Below are 17,535 nucleotides of genomic sequence, written 5' to 3' on the forward strand. Positions count from 1 at the left end.
ATTGCAGGATTGCAGGATTGCAGGATTGCAGGATTGCAGGATTGCAGGATTATTTTTGCTTAATGTTGTTGTGACTGCAACCCTCTAAGCATTTCAAGATGCTAGACTCTCCTGGTCGTTGCAACATTTGAAAGGATTTTCATACCGACGATTATGGGATTATGGGATTATGGGATTATGGGATTATGGGATTATGGGATTATGGGATTATTTTCTCAGATCCCTGCTACGGTTTCCAACTCATAATTACGGTGTCAAATCAGATCAATTCCTGAACGACGAAGTAAAAGCGCATATCCCCAAAATATCACCACGGTCATCACGCATGAAGCCAGTAGCGCAATCCAGAAACCCCATCGTTGAAACATAAGCGGAAAGCAGAGAAACATTGGGAGGGTAGGGACCACATACCAAAATGTGTACCACGCATGACTGGCAATTTTTTCCTGTGTTTGCCCCTCCAGCTTCATCCATACAAGCACCAGAACGGTCACCAGCGGTAGGGCAGCCAGCAGCGCGCCAAATCGATCGCTTCGCTTTGCCACCTCTGAAACAAGCACAACAACTCCGGCAGTTACCATATACTTCACAATCAACCAGACCATTGGACACCTCTTCTCAAAATGACTCGCATTTAATCGGGTTTCATCAGGCCACAAATCCGTTATAGCCCGCCAACGTTACCGCTAACATAGGCAGTAAATCCCCGCATCTGATACAGACTATATAAATTAGCGCTAAGAAACCTGAAGTACAAAGGCTGAGCATGTCGCCTTTGAAATTACGATTACCAATAATTCTGTGATTCTGTGATTCTGTGATTCTGTGATTGTTGCAGGGTATCTTATTGTTCCTGAAGAGGGATTACTATATCCTGTAATCATATAATCCCGTGATTTAAAAATCCCATAATCCTGGGATTACGTAATCCTGTGATTCACCAGAGATAAACTTTAGGGGGCGTCTGATGACAACCAAAATTATCTCCTTCCTGAACGGGAAGGGCGGGGTAGGGAAAACGACGACCTCCATCAATATCGCAACATGCCTGGCTCGCAAGGGCTTCAAGGTTGTGATGGTGGATACGGATCCTCAGGGTAGCATCAGCAATTGGTACGACGAAACCAAGTGCAAATTTGATTTGGCTGAAGCGGCATCCGAAAAAGAAGTTTATACCGTGCGTAAACAGCTGAAGGACTATGACTACGTGGTCATTGATGGCGCTGCGGCCATAACGGCGATATCTTCAGCAGCCGTTATGGTCAGCGATTTGGTGCTTATTCCGGTGACGCCTTCACCTCTCGATTTTGCTGCTTGTGGCGCGATTCTGGCGGTGGTCGAAGCGCGCGAAAACTTGCAGCCGGTGATTGCGCGATTCCTGATTACCAAAAAAGTTGCCTCTACGCGCATGCTTGAGGTCCTAAAAGAGTCAATCGAGGATACCGGTGTTCCGGCGCTTAAAACCGCGACGACTCAGCGACAGGTGTACATACGCACAATGCTGGATGGTGGAACCGTATTTGACACGACAGACGGCAGTGCAAAAGGGGAGATCGATGTGATGACAAACGAAATTCTGGAGCTGCTTGCATGAAAATGAAACTAGGACAACATCGGCAGTTAGCACCGGCGCTGGATGCAGTGAGTAAGCCACCTGCCGGGACTGTAAAAAAATTGCAGACTAATATCGACGAAGATCTGCACCGCAGGTTTAAGACGGCCTGTTTTATGCAGGGTCGTGAGATGAAGGATGTGCTGACAGAACTGATTGAGCACTGGCTTCCAGAGAATGAATCCCGCTAACAAGGATCCTCTTAGACTGGTCCCGCGGCATCTCTTTTTTTGAGGGATGTCCTTGCTTGAAGGATAGGTTTTTAGAGGATCTACTCAAAAAAAAGATCCTATAACGTTTGTTCTTTTCTTTATAGTTTAGATCTTTATAGTTTAAGGGGGTGTTTTTCTGAGATAAATCATATGATTACAGATGTTTATGTGGATGTTTTTCCTGTCTGAAGTGGAGTGATTTTCTGTTATATGTGGAGTTTTTTCCTGCTATACGTAGAGTTTTTTCCTGTTGATAACTTTCTGATCTGGCGAAATATTTTATGTGGAGTTATTTTCTGTGGATAACTTCTTCTCACCGTTGCCTCCTGATATTCATGCACGTTCCTGCCTTTCCTGATGAAAATCGAAGTTGTCACATCTTAAGAAATAGTCACGTTACATTGTCACATAAGTCAGTCTGAGTTAATCATTATCATAAAATTAAATCGTTATAACAATAAGTTACTACATTTCTGTATTTCTTATGTGGAGTGATTTTAGGTTGTACCTGTTTGACTAAGACATACGTGGAATTTTTTTATGTATGAGTCGCGTAACAGGAAAGGCTAAAGGTGGAAAAATTTTCTGTACTAAATTTTGATTGTGACCATGTCACTTTTCTGTTCCATATGTGGATGGATTTTATGTTTGGCATGCTGCCCAGTTCTCGAGTCGTACTCAAAGGTGGATAAATTTTCTGTTTGCCTGCGCAAAAGCGCCTGGCGGCACCCCTGTTGAATAGTTTTTCGCTAAAATGTGGAAAGATTTTCTAAGGAAATTTATTTTATCTTTTTGATAAACAATGAAATAGTGGTGTTTGTGAAATTACATATAGCCCCCTTCCCATGGACAGAGGGAGCCTCAGAGATAAGCCTGGCCAAAGGTGGAGTAATTTTCTGTAGTGTGTCCGAAGGTATGTGGAATGATTTTCTGATGGCCTGTTTCAGGCTGCCGGGCATATGTGGAAGAATTTCCGGTTAAGTTGCGCTGAGTTCTGGTATGAATATGTGGAGTGTTTTCCTGTTGCCATCTCGCACTTTCAGGATCGAACTACGACTAAATTGGATCCTGTGCTGCCTGAATGTGGAGGAATTTCATGCTAACACAAACTGCGTTACTTCTTAAATTATTGATTTTAAATAACTAATAATGATGTTATTTTACTTTACCTGAATATTTTTTGTGTGGAATACTCTGCTGTACATTCCACACAGGGATCCTGCTAAATGGAGCTAAACAAACTGACGGTCGTACAAGGTAACGATCTCCTTGAAGGGGCCTACAGTGTCACGCTGGATGAGATGCGGTTGCTGAACCTGGCACTTGCTCAAATCGACAGCAGGAAACCCCAGCCTGACGCGCTGTATCGCTTATTTCCCCATGATTATCAGCGTATTTATGGGTTAAATCCAACCAGTAGCCATCGGCAGCTGCGTGAAGCTGCCGAAAGCTTGATGAAAAAACCCGTTACCATCTATCAGCCCGATCGCAAAACCGGCAAAATGCGTACCGTCCAGCTTTCCTGGTTTTCCCGTCTTGAATACGTCAGCAGTGATGAGCAGAGTGCGGTGGTACTGCGCTTTGGTCAGGATGTTGCCCCCTATCTTTATGAACTAAAAGAGTCGTTTACCAAGCTTAATTTTATCAATATTGCCAAGCTTGATACGGCTTTCTCTGTGCGGCTTTACGGTTGGTTAATCAAAGCCAAAAACCTTTACGGACGTAAGAGCAGTAAGGCGATTGAAGTGACGCTGGCTCTGGACTGGATGCGTGAAAAAGCCGGGCTGCAGGGCAAATATGAAGATTATCGTGACTTCCGCCAGAAACTGCTGGAGCCTACGCTGGCGCGCATTAATGCTAATACGGATATCTCAGTTATTTGGGAACCTATTAAAAAAGGGCGCACCGTAGTGTCGATTAAGTTCTCATACGTGGACGAATCTTCTCATGAAGCCAGTAAGCCGCTGCGCCCTAAATTTCCCCGCAGGCCGCGGGCGACGGTGGGTTCAGACCTGGAAGGAGAGTGGGCACGCCGCTGTATACATATCATGGAGCAGTATCGGGAACGCCTGGCTACTTACGATCGGAACGAGAAAGTCCCGTTGACGGACGTCAGAAAACTGGCAGCCTGGTATAAGACAATCGGTGATAAAAGCAGCCATAAGCGTGTAATGACGGAAGTCAGCGAGCGTGCAAAAAAATAGGTGACTAATCATATTGATAAGCCGCTTATTAACATTTTTTAGTACGGGCTTACCTGAGTTACACACCAGATTATCCCCCGTTTCTGTGGATAAATATGGCAAGCTTGCTACATAGCGATTATCGCAGTCTCAACAGCATCTGAATCCGTTACGGGTTTGCATAAAATTCTTCCACATTAGGTTGCGAGTCGGCTCACAGGTGGAAGAATTTTATGTAAGAATTACCGCCTTACCAGCCCGAATCGATGGTTGCGGTATCCTGCAGAAATCACGGCGACGGTTCTTTATAGAAGGACGTCACCGTTAGCGAAGCGATGACTTTACTGTGGTCATAGTTATTAATGACTTCTGATACCGGCAGGCGCTGTGCTTTATGCCCAAGGCCGTAGGTATCAAAGTTCTTCGCCAACGCGTTAGCATCCAGCGGCGTACCGCCAGAGATCGTCACGCCGGGACAGAGTTTAAAGGTGTATTCGGTGTTATCGGCGTTGCGCGTCCAGCTTTCGGCAATTCATGGCTCCACCTGTAAGGTCGCGGGATTCTGCCACGTTAATGTGTCGGTAATCTGATTGAGGGTGCCGCCGTTGGGATAAGAATCCCCAGCGGGAGGGTAACGGTTGGTATGCGCCTGCTGTTCCAGATAGATCAGCGTGCCGCTCTGAATCTGCTGTTCCCCGGCAGCGTTAGCCATTCCACTAATTAATGCCATTGCCCCGGCAATCGCCGTCAGGCGCCAAGTCACGTGCAGGATGAATGCCTTTATTGTCAGTTGAGTCGTCGCTGACGATAAATATGAAGCCTGACAAGGGGTAGGGTGAATCAGGAAATTCATCTAGCTGCATAATGATTAAGTAATTTTTTTAACGTGCGTTGAGTCAGCCGAAATCTCTTCTCCCTGCTGATTCAGCACGCGCAATGCCGCCAGCGGCTGCCCGGTGGCACTTTCCAGCAGCTGCGAATGGGCTTCACCTGGGGAAAATAACTCACTCTCACCAAATTGACGCAGGGCGACAATGAGCGGAAAAAGCGCATAACCACGCTCGGTCAGCACATATTCCTGCCAGGCGGATCCGTCGGAGGCGGGTTGGATCGTTAACAGTCCGCCGTCAACCAGGCGGCGTAAGCGGTCAGACAAAATATTGCGCGCCATACCCAGTCCGCGCTGAAACTCGCTAAAACGACGGCTGCCGTCAAACGCATCGCGCAGGATCAGCAGCAGCCAGCGATCGCCGATCAGATCGACGCTGCGCGCAACCGGGCACGGGGCCTGGCTTAAAGAGAGACGGTCCGCCATGTTTTCTTCCTTCGCTGAATTTGGTTGCATTTTAAAACCACTTCCGTCAGGCTGCAAATGGTTTTAATTCGAAACCAAATGGAGCGCAGTATGGTCAGTACGCCAGAGAACCCCCCTTTGTTGCCCGAATTGTCGTCGTGGCAACTGGCTCTGTTTGCCTGCAGCAGCGGCTTAAGTGTGGCCAACGTCTACTATGCCCAGCCACTGCTGGATGCGCTGGCGCTAACGTTCGCTATAACGCCAGCCAGTGCTGGCAGCATGATTTTTGCCACGCAGGTGGGCTGTATCGCCGCGTTGCTGGTGCTGGTCCCTTTAGGCGATGCAGGCGATCGCCGTAACCTGATGCGCTGGCAGCTTTTGGGGCTGATCGCGGCACTGTTATTAACGGCAGTCGCCAGTTCACCGCTGATGCTGCTTCTGGCGATGATGCTGACGGGCCTGCTGGGTACCGCAATGACGCAGGGGATGATTGCTTATGCCGCTTCAGCGGCCAGCGAGAGCAACCGTGGGCGGGTCGTCGGGATAGTTTCTGGTGGCGTAATGGTAGGGTTATTGCTGGCCCGCACATTTGCCGGGCTGGTCGCCGATGTGAGCAGCTGGCGTGGCGTATACCTCGTTTCGGCGCTGATGATGACGCTGCTGGCGGCGTTCATCTGGCGTAACCTGCCACAATTACCGCGCAGTGATTCAGGCAACGGTTGGCAGATGATGCAATCGCTGTGGCAAACGCTGTTGTGCAACCCCGTACTGCAGCTGCGCGGCATGCTGGCGCTGTTGATGTTCGCCAGCTTCAATATTTTCTGGAATGCACTGGTGCTGCTGTTACGCGATCCTCCGTGGCAGCTGAGTCATGGTCAGATAGGAGCGCTAGGACTGGCTGGCGTCATCGGTGTGCTGACTGCCAGCCGCGCCGGACGCTGGGCCGATCGCGGGCTGGCTCAGCGAACCAGCGGTGTTGCCCTGAGCCTGCTGCTGCTCAGCTGGTTGCCGCTGTGGTTAGGTGCGGGTTCTTTATGGTGGTTAATCAGCGGGATTCTCCTGCTTGATGCCGCCGGACAGGCGCTGCACGTCACCAGCCAGCAGCTGATTTTCGCCAGCCAGCCTGATGCCGGTGGGCGCCTGATTGCTGGTTATATGCTGTTTTATTCGGTAGGCAGCGGACTGGGTGCGCTGCTTTCCACTCAAGCCTATGTTCTCGGTGGGTGGTCGGCGGTGTGCCTATGTGGCGCGGCGGTTAGCCTACTGGCGCTGGTTATCTGGAGCTATTACGTGATGAAAAGGGGTCAACAATGAATGATCTGGAACTGCTGGCTGCAGCGGATGTGCGCGCCATGAATTATACGGCTTCTCTCCCGACGCGGCGGGTATTCCCCGACAGTGGTGCACTGGCCGGGTTGACGCGTTTTGATGAACCGCTGCCGCCGCAGGGGCTGCCGCCAGAGCAGACGCTGGCGCTGCTGGACGATGTTGGCTCCCCTGCCACGACTGCGTCTAACGGGCCCGATTACTTTGGTTTTGTCATCGGAGCTTCTCTGCCAGTGGCGACGGCAGCTGAGCGCCTGATGATTGCCTGGGATCAGTGTGCATCCAGCTGGGATAATTCGCCGGTGTCAGCCACTCTGGAGCTCCTTGCCGGAAAATGGCTGCTGGAGATACTCGATCTGCCCAGAGAAAGCGCGGTGGGATTCGGTACCAGCGCGACAGCGTGCACGCTCAGCTGCCTGGCGACAGCGCGGCGCGAACTGCTACAGCGTCACGGCTGGGACTTTGATCGGGATGGATTAGCTGGCGCACCAGAAATACGCGTCGTAATCTCTGAACTGACGCATATCACGGTAAAAAAAGCGTTGCGCATACTCGGGTTCGGCCTGCGCCATTTGATCGTCGCGCCGGTGAATGGCCGAGGGCAGATTGACCTATTACACCTGCCGGAGCTGGATGATCGCACCATTATCTGTCTGCAGGCTGGCGAGGTGAATAGTGGGGAATTTGATGACTTCGCTGCGCTGATGCCGCTGGCCAGAGCGGCAGGGGCCTGGGTACATATTGATGGCGCATTTGGTCTCTGGGCGCGGGCGTCAAAATTTAAAGCCTTCACGCAGGGAATTGAACAGGCAGATAGCTGGACCACGGATGGTCATAAGTGGCTCAATACCCCTTATGACTGCGCTATGGCGATATGCCGTCATTCCGCCGCGCTTTCGAGCGCAATGAATGCCGATGCGGGCTATTCTGCCGCCTCCCAGGATGCGCAAAAAAATCTGACGCTGGAGTTTTCCCGCCGTCCACGCGGTATTCCTGTGTGGGCTTCGTTGCGCACATTAGGGCGAGATGGCGTCGCGGCGATGATAGAGCGACATTGTTTGCTGGCGCAGCAGATAGGCGAGGGGTTAAGTGAGGCCGGGTTTGAAGTCATTAACCGGGTCGTCATCAATCAGGTTCTGTTTCGGGCATCCAGCGAGGCGCTTACGCTGAGAGTACGCGAAGCATTACAGACGTCGGGTGAGGCGTGGTTTGCCGGGACATTCTGGCAGGGTAAAGCGGCGCTGAGAGTCAGCGTGAGTTCGTGGCGCACGGAGGAAATCCATGTACAGAAATTTATCGTACTGATGGCAAGAATTTATCGGGAAATATTAGCAGAAGGGTAATTGCATCCGGCCGCACGGTGAGATGCGGCCGGTCAGCATTTACTTGATCAGGAAATCTTCAAGTTTCTTGCCAGCATCCAGTGCCTGCTTAATAACGGCCGGGGTACGGCCCTGGCCAGTCCATGATTTTGCTTCGCCGTTCTCATCAGTATATTGATACTTAGCAGGACGTGGAGCACGCTTGGCACGTGTTTTGCCAGCGGTATTATCAGCTGCAGTCAGTTCGCTTAAATCGATACCATCTTCCAGCAACATCTGGCGATATTTAGCCAGTTTTTCTTCTTTTTCTTTAATCTCAGAAGCGATGGCCGCATCTGCTTCACGACGTTCGTTCACTACCGCTTCGAGTTTTTCCAGCATCTCTTCCAGTTCAGATAAAGACACTTCACGAGCCTGGGCACGAAGGGTGCGAATGTTATTTAATACTTTCAGCGTTTCGCTCATAACGGAATCCATAACCTGTGAGTTGGTTTAAATTTGTTCACTATTGTAACGGAGACCAGTGTACAGACAATTCGAGGACGAAAAAACATTAAATTAAAAAAATGTTTCTTTAAATGTTACCTGGATACCGTTTCTCTTAAGCGGAAAACAAGGGGGGGCATAGGTATATTTACAACTTATGGGATAAATCTTAACAATCTTTAAGGTTAAAAGAGCCATCTGAAAAGTTCTTAGCATATTAATCACTTCTTTTATGACTATGCCATTTTAAGATTAGCCCCGTGAAGTCAGGCATTTTGAAGCTAACTCCTTTAAATCCTTACGCCATGCATTGGAGGGATAAGCGGATCAGGTGACGCTGTCACCTGCATGGATTCAACCCTGCGGATACTGTTCGAACTTTTATTCTCAGACAGGTCGCGTTGATTAGTGAAACTTTAAAGAATGGCAATGAGAAACGTAGCCTGATTGCTGTACAGTCGTTTTTTGAGGTGTAGTGCCGCCCGTTTCACCGGTTATTATCACTGAATGTCGGCCTGAAAAATTGGAGGTGGTGATGCGGTTCACAGGATTCTTAGGGGCTAACCATCCAAAGGGGCAGAGGGATGTTTATCAGCTGAATGTTTTTGACGCGTTAACCCCATTCCTGCAGAAGCACCCTTATATCCTAAGTAGCAACCCGGCGGCGTCTCGCATTTATCCATACAGGGTGAAACCAAGTCTCGTTTTCGGATGCCATCATTCCACCGCCGGTTTTATACTTGCAAGAGGTCTCACCTTAAACATGATAGCCGGCGGCGGTTTACTGCTGGTTACGACAGGTGGACGATAAGCCTGTTTATGCTTTTTATGCTGTTAGTCTCTTCAGTACAGGTGAAAAACGGAGAGGGATTGATACCTCCTGTGATTTCGTCCGTATTAAATTATGTCATTGAGATATGGCAGTCAGACTAGACATATTGGTCCGCGATAGCGGGACACAGGTTAAGTCTGGAGTCCTTTCCGCTGTCAGGTTAAGGTATTTGCGGCTTACCCAATTTAGTAACCCGAGTTGACAGGATTCTATAATCCTGTGATTACATAATCCTGAGATTACGAGATTACGAGATTACGAGATTACGAGATTACGAGATTACGAGATTACGAGATGGCAGGATGCTGCCGCTTTTTATGGAACCCCAACATGTCAACGACCAGGCAATACCGCAATGAGAAGTTCAGCTGCTCCCAGTTCACGGGCAGTATCGTTGAGCACTGCCAGTTTATTAATTGCGACTTTTCCTCGACAGACTTGACTGATACCCGCTTTCTCCACTGCCAATTCTACGATCGTGAAAGCGAGATCGGCTGTAACTTCAGCCGGGCAATCCTGAAAGATGCCAGCTTCAAGCTGTGCGACTTAACCATGAATAATTTCGGCTATGCCGAAGCGCTGGGCATTGAGATCGCCGAATGCCGCGTGCAGGGTGCGGATTTCCGTGGCGCCAGCTTTATGAATATGATCACGGCAAAAACCTGGTTTTGCAGCGCCTATATCACCAAAAGCAATCTGAGCTACGCCAACTTTTCTAAGGTGGTGTTGGAAAAGTGCGAACTGTGGGAAAACCGCTGGGTCGGCACTAACGTGCTGGGCGCCTCTTTTAGCGGGTCCGACCTCTCCGGCGGCGAATTCAGCTCGTTTGACTGGCGATCGGCGAATTTCACCCACTGTGATTTAACCCAATCTGTGATTAGCGAGCTGGATATCCGTACAACGGATCTTGAAGGCGTCAAGCTGAACAGCACGCAGCTTGCTATTCTGGCGGAACGCCTGGGAATTATGCTGGTCGACTAAGACTGACGGGTGCGACGCCTTAGCGGGTTGGGCAGCCAGCGGCATTTTTATGATAAATTACGCTACTTTTTCGGCATGCAATGAGGCGAGATGAATATTCCGGTAACCCATACCACCCGTGAAATGAAGAAGAATAATATTGCGCTGGTGACCACGACTCTCAAGGCGTTGGGTACTGCGACCAAGGGCGATCTTGCGCTGCAGACCGGCCTGAGCAGTGCTACCTGCGGTGCAATACTTAATGAGCTGAGTCTGACGGGTGAGCTGCTGGCGCTGGAGCTGGAAGCCTCGCGCGGCGGGCGACCTGCTCAGCGTTACGCCTGCAATCCTGAATTTTTCTCGTTGCTCAGCCTGTATGCCGCAGGCAGCGATGAGGATGCGCAGCTGGTCTGGTCCCTCAGCTCTGCCGTAGGCGACACGCTCGCAGGCGGTGAGATGCCGTTTCATCCCCTCACGCCTGAAACCTTCCATCAGCTGATTGATACATTGCTGCGGCGCTGGCCCAACATCGCGGCTATCGGTATCGGTTTGCCGGGCGTGGTTGTTGATGGGGTGGTCACCTCGTGTGATATTTCACTCTTTAGCGGTCTGGCGATAGTGAAAGACGTGGCGATGCGCACGGGCCGCTTTGTCGAAGCGGGCAACGATATCAATTTTACCGTCTGGGGTTTTTATCGCAGCGACTGTGCGGGTGTCAGTGCCCCGGTTGCTTATATCTATAAGCCGGATGTTCCCTGTACCGGCTGTGGAATGGTGATCAACGGGCAGGTGTTGCACGGTGCCAATGATTTCGCCGGGGAAGTGTCCCGACTGCCGTTTCAAACCGATGCCGGGTTACCGCTTATTGATGAGATGGCGAAAATTGTCATTTCGCTGGCCGCGCTGATTAACCCGGTCAAGGTGGCACTCGGCGGTACACGTCTAAAAGCTTCTCATTTGCCTGAAATACGCGAGCGCTGTCTGGCCAATATTCCTGCACAGCACCTGCCAAAATTGGTTTATCGTGAAGAAATTCGCCAAGATTATCTGCAGGGTATCAGTGAACTGACGCTGAAAAACTTCCTGCACTACCGTCTGTTTACCTCGCCCACGACCTGATTATTATCCGGCGAACGTATTGACTTCGTCGACTCTGCCAATATACTGCCTACTTATTAAAAGTCTTTTAATAAGTAACTTTCAATGAGGAGCGCTGCCTTTGTCACTTCAAGATACCGTAACTTTTGACGCCAGTCCGGCCAGGCGCTTTGGCACGCGGGCGATATTTTTTGTCACCGGTATGGCGATGGGATTATGGGCCGCGCTGGTGCCATACGCCCAGCAGCGCACGCACGCGGACCCCGGCGATCTTGGATTGCTTCTGCTGTGCCTTGGGGCCGGGTCGCTTATCGCTATGCTGGGTTCCGGGCGCGTTATTGGTGCGCTGGGTTGCCGTAAGGTGATTAGTGGATCGGTAGTATTGTATTGCCTGATGCTGCCTCTGCTGGCAACGCTCGGCGACATTCGCCTGCTGGCGCTGAGCCTGTTTATCTTTGGCATGGGCATCGGACTGGCTGACGTTGCCGTCAACGTTCAGGGGACGTTGGTGGAACAGGCGGCGGGCAAGCCTTTAATGTCCGGTTTTCACTGTTTATGGAGTGTCGGAGGGATAGCTGGCGCCGGTGGCGGTGCGCTGATGCTCGATGCAGGAATGTCGCCGCTGTTCAGTAGCTGGGGCGCGATAATGCTGATCGCACTGGTCTTCACGTTTGCCTTTCGCGGATTGCTGACCTCATCGGGTAATGAACAGCAGCCGCAGGAAGGTGGAGCGGGGCGGCCCAACCTGCGCTTGATGCTAATGGCCGTCATGGCAATGATCTGCTTTATGGCTGAGGGCGCTATTCTTGACTGGGGTGGAATTTTTATTACTCAGGATCGGGGTATGGCACTGCAGCATGCCGGATGGGGATTCGCCGCCTTTGCCATTGCTATGTCCCTGATGCGCATGCTGGGTGACGCCGTGGTGAGCGTGCTGGGGCGCAAGAGAATATTAATTATCGGTGGCGGCCTGGGGATTGCAGGGTATCTGATCGCCGTACTGCTGCCGGGCTGGCCGATGACGCTGTTAGGCTTTGCACTCGTGGGGGTTGGCGCGGCAAACATTGTCCCGGTATTGATAACTCTGGCCGGGCAGGAGAAAAGCATGCCGGTCAACCGCTCGGTGGCGATGGTGGCGACGCTGGGCTATTTCGGCGTGCTTGGCGGCCCGGCACTGATCGGCTGGATTGCGCATCTTGCCGATCTTTATGTGGCATTTATGGTGGTTGCCGCGGCTTTTCTGCTTATCGTAATCGGCGCTTTTCGCCTGAAATATTAGGCGGTGGCAGTGATATGGGGGCACACGCCCCCATCAACTTGGTGGTCCGTTGATTTGCTGAGCGCTTCCCTAAGAGCAATCTACTGGCTCAGCATGTCGATTTTTGCCGCACCAGGCTCAGGCATCGCTGTTTGTGTCATCGCCCTGATAGCTGACTGGCTGTTTATGCCGTCAGCGAGTTTTCAATAAAGTCGTGTACATACTCTTTGATTTTGGCTTGCTGGTAGCGCCGCTGATCGAGCACGCGCGTCAGATAGACCAGTTCAACGCCCAGTGGATTGATGGCGCGGTGGAAAGGCTGATAGCCACGGCGTAGATAGAGTTGAGTCAGCCACGGGTGCTTAATCGCCGTTGCCAGATAGACGGCGGGCGATTTCAGAGTGTCGCGCAGTAAGCTCTCTTCGACATAGCGAATAATCCGGCTGCCGTAACCCTGCCCTTTGTAATCAGGTTCGACGGCGAACCAGTGCAGAAAAGGCCACGGTGCCAGCTGCGTATTATCCTGCGTCCAGGGAAAGCGCACGGTCAGCGTGGCGACTCGCTGGCCATCGCGCTCCAACACAAAGGTTGATTCACTGGCGATCACGGCAGCCACGTCGGCGACCGTGCTGCGGGATACGGTGAAGTTGATCCCCTGCGCAACCAGCGGAGTATAAGCACGCTGTAACAGCCCGTGCAGCCACTCTGCCTCTTCCGGCTTAGCTAAACGAATACGCTCGGTCATGATCGTCCCCCCTGAATACGTTAAGGTGGGACAATTATTAACAGCATGCGCGATCGCTTGGAAAGATGAAGATCTGATAACCATACGCGGTGAGCATCTTTATCCCTCGCGCTGCTGCCGATCAGCGGGCGAGCTGCGTGGTGTAATTTGCCGCGACCCATCGGTAACCACTGCCGTCGCTTTTAACATGGCCAAAGCCCGGGAACGCGATATGCGCCGCCGCCACCCAGTAACCCTCCTGTGCCGCCTGTTTTAACACCCGCTCACGGGTTTTTATCGCCTGCTGCTGATCAACGTCGAAGTGGATTGCTACATGTGGGTCCGGCATCTGCACCGCTTTGGCGTGAATGATATCGCCCCATAACACCAGCGTCTGTCCTTCACTCTCCACCCGATACATCACGCTGCCCGGCGTATGGCCAGCCGTTGAGGTGGCCTTAATCCCGGCAAATACCGTTGCCGGTGCGGTAAAGGGCTTCAGTCGTCCTGCCTTGATAACCGGGCGAATGGTCTGCTCAGATTCAGCGAAGGTGTGCTTCTGGCTGGCTTCTACCTTCTCGGCATTCGCCGGGTTGAGCCAGAAATCGACATCTTTCTGCTCGACGAACACCTGAGCGTTGGGGAAGGCGGGTTTGCCCTGGCGGGAGATACCGCCGGAGTGGTCGGCATGAATATGCGTCAACAGCACCGCATCGATGGTTTCCGCCGGATAGCCCGCGGCAGCCAGATTATCCAGCAGGTGCCCGCCGTTGTGGCCAAACAGATCGCCCGCACCGGCATCAACCAGCACCCGCTGCTGGCCGTTATCAATCACAAAGGCATTGATTGAGGTTTCAGCCTGCGGCGTCATGGCATCGTTCGCCAGCTGTTGGCGCAGCTTATCGGTGGAAATGTGGGTCAGCAGCTTATCCAGCGGGATCGTCACCGTGCCGTCGGAGACGGCAGTGATGCGCAGCTTGCCCAGCATCATGCGGTAATAGCCCGGTGCTTGCGCATCCAGTGGGGTTAACGGTGCAGCAGCTGCCAGCGAGTTTGCGGAGATGGCCAGGGTGGTCAGCAGAGTTAACAAAAGTTTCATTAAATCCTCGATAAGTTCTGTTATTTCAGTGAAGGCAACAGTATCCTGCGGCTATAAACATCATTCAAATTGATTAAAATAATGAGCACTATCAGGGAAAATGATTTAAATCGGGTCGACCTGAACCTCTTGACCGTGCTGCTGGTACTGCATCGCGAGGGAAGTGTTTCACGCGCCGCCAGCAAGTTACACCTCGGCCAGCCCGCGGTCAGCGGAGCGCTGGCAAGGTTGCGCGAGATGTTTGACGACCCGCTGTTTGTGCGCACGGCAAGGGGAATGGCGCCGACGCCGCGCGCGCAAGCGCTGGTGACTGCGTTACTGCCGATGATGGAGCAGATGCAGCAGGTGATATTTCAGGTGCCGGGCTTTTCTCCCGCTGAAGATCGGCATACCTTTCGTCTGGGGATGAGTGACTGGGTAGAGCGTTGGTTGATGCCGGGGATGATGGCGGATATCGCCCAAACGGCACCCGGTATCCGCCTGCAGGTCACGGCAACCGATCCGTTCCAGGATGGCGAACAGGTGCAGCAGGATAAGGTCGATGTGGCGATCTCGGTCGCTGAACGGGCCCCCGCTGGCGTGGTACACGAAAGGGTGACGCAGATGGGATTTTGCACGCTGTGGAATCCGCTCCAGTTAGCACTCACTTCGCCGATAAGCCTTGATCAATATAGTGCTAATGACCATCTTCTCGTCTCCTATCGTGGCGCCAGCAGTAGCCCGGTAGACCAGCTTTTGGCGGACTGCGGGCGCAAAAGAAGAGTGCGCTACGTCACGCCGAACTTCTCGTCTTTACCGCTGTTGCTGAAGCAGATGCCGGCACTGGCTACGGTACCGCAGGGGCTGGCAGCCGGATGGGTAGCGGATTACGGGCTGCTATGTGCTGACGTCCCCCTCAAGGTTCCGGCCTTCACACTCTCTTTGCTGTGGAACAAACGGCGCGACAACGATGAGGCGCTGCGCTGGCTGCTGAAGAAACTGCGCGCTTGCATGCTGGGCTGAGGTTAGCCCCACTGCAGCATGCCCAGTTTGTCCTGCAGCTCCGTTAAGTCCTGGCAGCCGAGTTTGAGCATAATGCTGTCACTGCCCGGCACTACGGCGCGTTGGCTGTTCTTCTCACAAGCCAGGTTTTCCAGCAGCCGGAACTCTTCCGGCGTTAAGGTTCTGCCATCAGCGGAGAGATATTCCCAGATCATCGCCTGCGAAGAGCTGTTGAATTTATTACCGCTGTCGCTGGCGAAGATGCAGGATGCCAGCTGTGTGAAGCTGTCACTTTTCAGCACCAGATTGCAGTGGGGAACGTGACGTACCACAAAACGCATCAGTACCGGGTCGGTAAAATGGGTGAAGAGGATCAGGCGCACATCCGGCCAGCGGCAGGTCAGATGCGTCAGATAGTCAATGCAGCTGAAAAGCGTGTCATCCACGGTCGCCAGCTCGGCAATCACTACGTGGACAGGTTGACCTTGCAGCGTGCTTTCCAGTTCTGCCAAATTAGAACAGGAAAAGGTGCGGATATCCCGGGTACTAAAGTAATCCGTGACACCTTTGCAGCTGAAGGTATCGCTGTCGAGAATGGCAATATTAAACATGGCAATGGCTCCCTGACTGCTCTCTCCTTATTAAAGCCCGAAGCCATGCGGGGAAACATCATCCCTTACTGATATTGTTGTAAGAAGTCTCTTACGTTATCTCATGGCCTGCTGCAAAACGTGAAAAACACGCTCATCGCTGAGGTGTGCCACGTTAAAACGCAGAAAATCTCCAGCCGTTTGAGAAATGCTGAACACATTGCCGGGTGCCAGCACGACGCCCTGCAGGCGACAGCGCCGGGCGCGAAGCGGTGACAGAATGAAAAAACCAGGCCGAAGCCTGGTTTTGATGGGTGCCTGAGGGAGTTATGCCTCCGGGAACGGCATGGTGTTGCCCGGCGCTTCACGGTGAATGTGCAGGAAGGTCATATGACGCTCGTACTGGTCGAGAATGTCATTGATGATCTGCTCACGGGTGTAGTCCATCAGGTCATTGCCCTGGGTGCCCTCCAGCAGGAAGGTTTCGAGGCGGAAGTAATCGGACTTGCCGCTGCGGGCGCGATAAGTAAACGCCGGAACCGAGTAACGCTGCGGCCAGATCTGATACAGGAAGCTCTGCTCCTCACCCAGATTCACCAGCAGCTCCAGGTGATTCAGGCGTTCATCTTCCAGCGGCGGCATCTCGGTGACCTGCACTTTCGCGCCCCGGCGTTCCAGCTCGCGCCCCACTTCTTCCATCGCCGGGCGACAGACTTCGTCCAGCATCTTGCGGGTATGCGTGGTGCCCGGATAGTTCATCACGCGTGAAATACGCTGCTTCCAGTTCAGACGATCATCGCGCGAGACCGGCACCGGCGGCGTATTTACCGTGGCGCTGGCGCGGCGGTGATCCTCCACGCGCAGGGATTTATATAGCCCGGCCATCACAAAGAAGATCACAAAGCTGAACGGCAGGCCCATGATAACCGTGGTTTTTTGCAGCGCGGTCACGCCATTAACCATCAGCATACCCAGCGTAAGTACCCCGATCGCCAGCGACCAGAAGATGCGCAGCCAGTTTGGCGCATCATTATTGATGTCTGCCAGGCGAGAGGTGAAGTTACCCAGCACCAGCGAGCCGGAGTCCGCTGAGGTGACGTAGAACAGCAGGCCGGTGATGGTGGCGACAGAGGCGCTGAAGGTAAAGGCCGGGTACTGCGCCAGCAGGCTGTAGAAGCCGCGCTCCGGGTGCGCCATCGTTTCCTGGGCGAACGCCAGATTGCCGTGAATGATCTCATACAGTGCGCTGTTGCCAAAAATTGACAGCCACAGCAGGGTGAAGATAAACGGAATGGTCAGCGTCCCCAGCACGAACTGGCGAATGGTACGGCCGCGGGAAATACGCGCAAGGAACAGGCCGACGAACGGTGACCAGGCAACCCACCACGCCCAGAAGAACAGCGTCCAGTTATTCATCCACTCGGTCGGGCGATCGAAGGCAAAGCTGTTCAGCGTCATGCCCATAAAACGGTTGATGTAGTCACCAACGTTCAGCACCAGCGCATTCAGCAGGAAGCTGGTATCGCCAACAAACAGCACAAACAGGATCAGGCCAAAG

The 17,535-nt window shown here is 52.5% G+C and carries 16 protein-coding genes and 1 pseudogene; 9 read left to right on the forward strand and 8 right to left on the reverse strand.

Translation table 11 applies throughout. The features are described from left to right. Positions 1-254: 254 nt before the first annotated feature. On the reverse strand, positions 255-605 hold the full coding sequence (locus J2Y91_RS22885) for a DUF3147 family protein (protein ID WP_133625295.1): 351 nt from the start codon (positions 603-605) through the stop codon (positions 255-257). A gap of 362 nt (positions 606-967) precedes the next feature. On the opposite strand from J2Y91_RS22885, the gene parA reads away from it, so the two are divergent. From parA to J2Y91_RS22900, 3 genes are all read left to right on the forward strand, one after another. Then, positions 968-1,594: a ParA family partition ATPase gene (gene parA, locus J2Y91_RS22890; RefSeq protein WP_048918721.1), complete on the forward strand. Its 627-nt coding sequence runs from the start codon at positions 968-970 to the stop codon at positions 1,592-1,594. Beyond that, entirely contained in the window at positions 1,591-1,803 is a 213-nt protein-coding gene (locus tag J2Y91_RS22895; RefSeq protein ID WP_048918722.1) for a plasmid partition protein ParG, read from the forward strand. The genes parA and J2Y91_RS22895 overlap by 4 nt, the downstream gene beginning before the upstream one ends. A 1,247-nt stretch (positions 1,804-3,050) precedes the next feature. After that, positions 3,051-4,028, forward strand: coding sequence for a replication initiation protein (locus tag J2Y91_RS22900; RefSeq protein ID WP_048914834.1), 978 nt, complete (start codon positions 3,051-3,053; stop codon positions 4,026-4,028). Positions 4,029-4,299: 271 nt separating this feature from the next. Here J2Y91_RS22900 and J2Y91_RS22905 read toward each other — a convergent pair. Continuing rightward, a pseudogene (locus J2Y91_RS22905) lies at positions 4,300-4,776 on the reverse strand (ABC transporter substrate-binding protein); the annotation flags it as partial. Between the two features lie 99 nt (positions 4,777-4,875). Further along, positions 4,876-5,322: a winged helix-turn-helix transcriptional regulator gene (locus J2Y91_RS22910; RefSeq protein WP_133625294.1), complete on the reverse strand. Its 447-nt coding sequence runs from the start codon at positions 5,320-5,322 to the stop codon at positions 4,876-4,878. A gap of 78 nt (positions 5,323-5,400) precedes the next feature. On the opposite strand from J2Y91_RS22910, the gene J2Y91_RS22915 reads away from it, so the two are divergent. Together J2Y91_RS22915 and J2Y91_RS22920 are read left to right on the forward strand one after the other, a co-directional pair. Continuing rightward, complete coding sequence (locus J2Y91_RS22915) at positions 5,401-6,615, forward strand: MFS transporter (protein WP_133625306.1); 1,215 nt, start codon at positions 5,401-5,403, stop codon at positions 6,613-6,615. Then, positions 6,612-7,970 carry a pyridoxal phosphate-dependent decarboxylase family protein gene (locus tag J2Y91_RS22920; protein WP_133625293.1) on the forward strand — a complete coding sequence of 453 codons (1,359 nt, stop codon included), beginning with the start codon at positions 6,612-6,614 and terminating at the stop codon, positions 7,968-7,970. Before J2Y91_RS22915 ends, J2Y91_RS22920 begins: the two co-directional genes overlap by 4 nt. A gap of 39 nt (positions 7,971-8,009) precedes the next feature. On the opposite strand, the gene J2Y91_RS22925 is transcribed toward J2Y91_RS22920, so the two are convergent. Further along, positions 8,010-8,414, reverse strand: coding sequence for an H-NS family histone-like protein (locus J2Y91_RS22925; protein ID WP_048914839.1), 405 nt, complete (start codon positions 8,412-8,414; stop codon positions 8,010-8,012). 1,183 nt (positions 8,415-9,597) lie between these two features. Here J2Y91_RS22925 and J2Y91_RS22930 point away from each other — a divergent pair. From J2Y91_RS22930 to J2Y91_RS22940, 3 genes are all read left to right on the forward strand, one after another. Next, positions 9,598-10,248, forward strand: coding sequence for a Qnr family pentapeptide repeat protein (locus tag J2Y91_RS22930; protein WP_133625292.1), 651 nt, complete (start codon positions 9,598-9,600; stop codon positions 10,246-10,248). 90 nt (positions 10,249-10,338) lie between these two features. Next, complete coding sequence (locus tag J2Y91_RS22935; protein WP_133625291.1) at positions 10,339-11,346, forward strand: ROK family protein; 1,008 nt, start codon at positions 10,339-10,341, stop codon at positions 11,344-11,346. A 100-nt stretch (positions 11,347-11,446) separates the two neighbouring features. Further along, positions 11,447-12,604, forward strand: coding sequence for an MFS transporter (locus J2Y91_RS22940; protein ID WP_301292316.1), 1,158 nt, complete (start codon positions 11,447-11,449; stop codon positions 12,602-12,604). A 163-nt stretch (positions 12,605-12,767) separates the two neighbouring features. On the opposite strand, the gene J2Y91_RS22945 is transcribed toward J2Y91_RS22940, so the two are convergent. Together J2Y91_RS22945 and J2Y91_RS22950 are read right to left on the reverse strand one after the other, a co-directional pair. Beyond that, positions 12,768-13,328, reverse strand: a complete 561-nt coding sequence (locus tag J2Y91_RS22945) for a GNAT family N-acetyltransferase (RefSeq protein WP_133625290.1) — start codon at positions 13,326-13,328, stop codon at positions 12,768-12,770. A 121-nt stretch (positions 13,329-13,449) separates the two neighbouring features. Further along, positions 13,450-14,406: an MBL fold metallo-hydrolase gene (locus J2Y91_RS22950; RefSeq protein ID WP_133625289.1), complete on the reverse strand. Its 957-nt coding sequence runs from the start codon at positions 14,404-14,406 to the stop codon at positions 13,450-13,452. Between the two features lie 81 nt (positions 14,407-14,487). On the opposite strand from J2Y91_RS22950, the gene J2Y91_RS22955 reads away from it, so the two are divergent. Then, positions 14,488-15,408: a LysR family transcriptional regulator gene (locus tag J2Y91_RS22955; RefSeq protein WP_133625288.1), complete on the forward strand. Its 921-nt coding sequence runs from the start codon at positions 14,488-14,490 to the stop codon at positions 15,406-15,408. 2 nt (positions 15,409-15,410) lie between these two features. On the opposite strand, the gene J2Y91_RS22960 is transcribed toward J2Y91_RS22955, so the two are convergent. Both J2Y91_RS22960 and betT read right to left on the reverse strand, forming a co-directional pair. Then, positions 15,411-15,998 carry a hypothetical protein gene (locus tag J2Y91_RS22960; RefSeq protein WP_099754504.1) on the reverse strand — a complete coding sequence of 196 codons (588 nt, stop codon included), beginning with the start codon at positions 15,996-15,998 and terminating at the stop codon, positions 15,411-15,413. Positions 15,999-16,304: 306 nt separating this feature from the next. Continuing rightward, the coding region (gene betT / locus J2Y91_RS22965) for a choline BCCT transporter BetT (RefSeq protein ID WP_253539772.1) at positions 16,305-17,535 on the reverse strand (1,231 nt) is incomplete at its 5' end.

The sequence above is a fragment of the Erwinia aphidicola genome (assembly GCF_024169515.1).
Lineage (GTDB): Bacteria > Pseudomonadota > Gammaproteobacteria > Enterobacterales > Enterobacteriaceae > Erwinia > Erwinia aphidicola.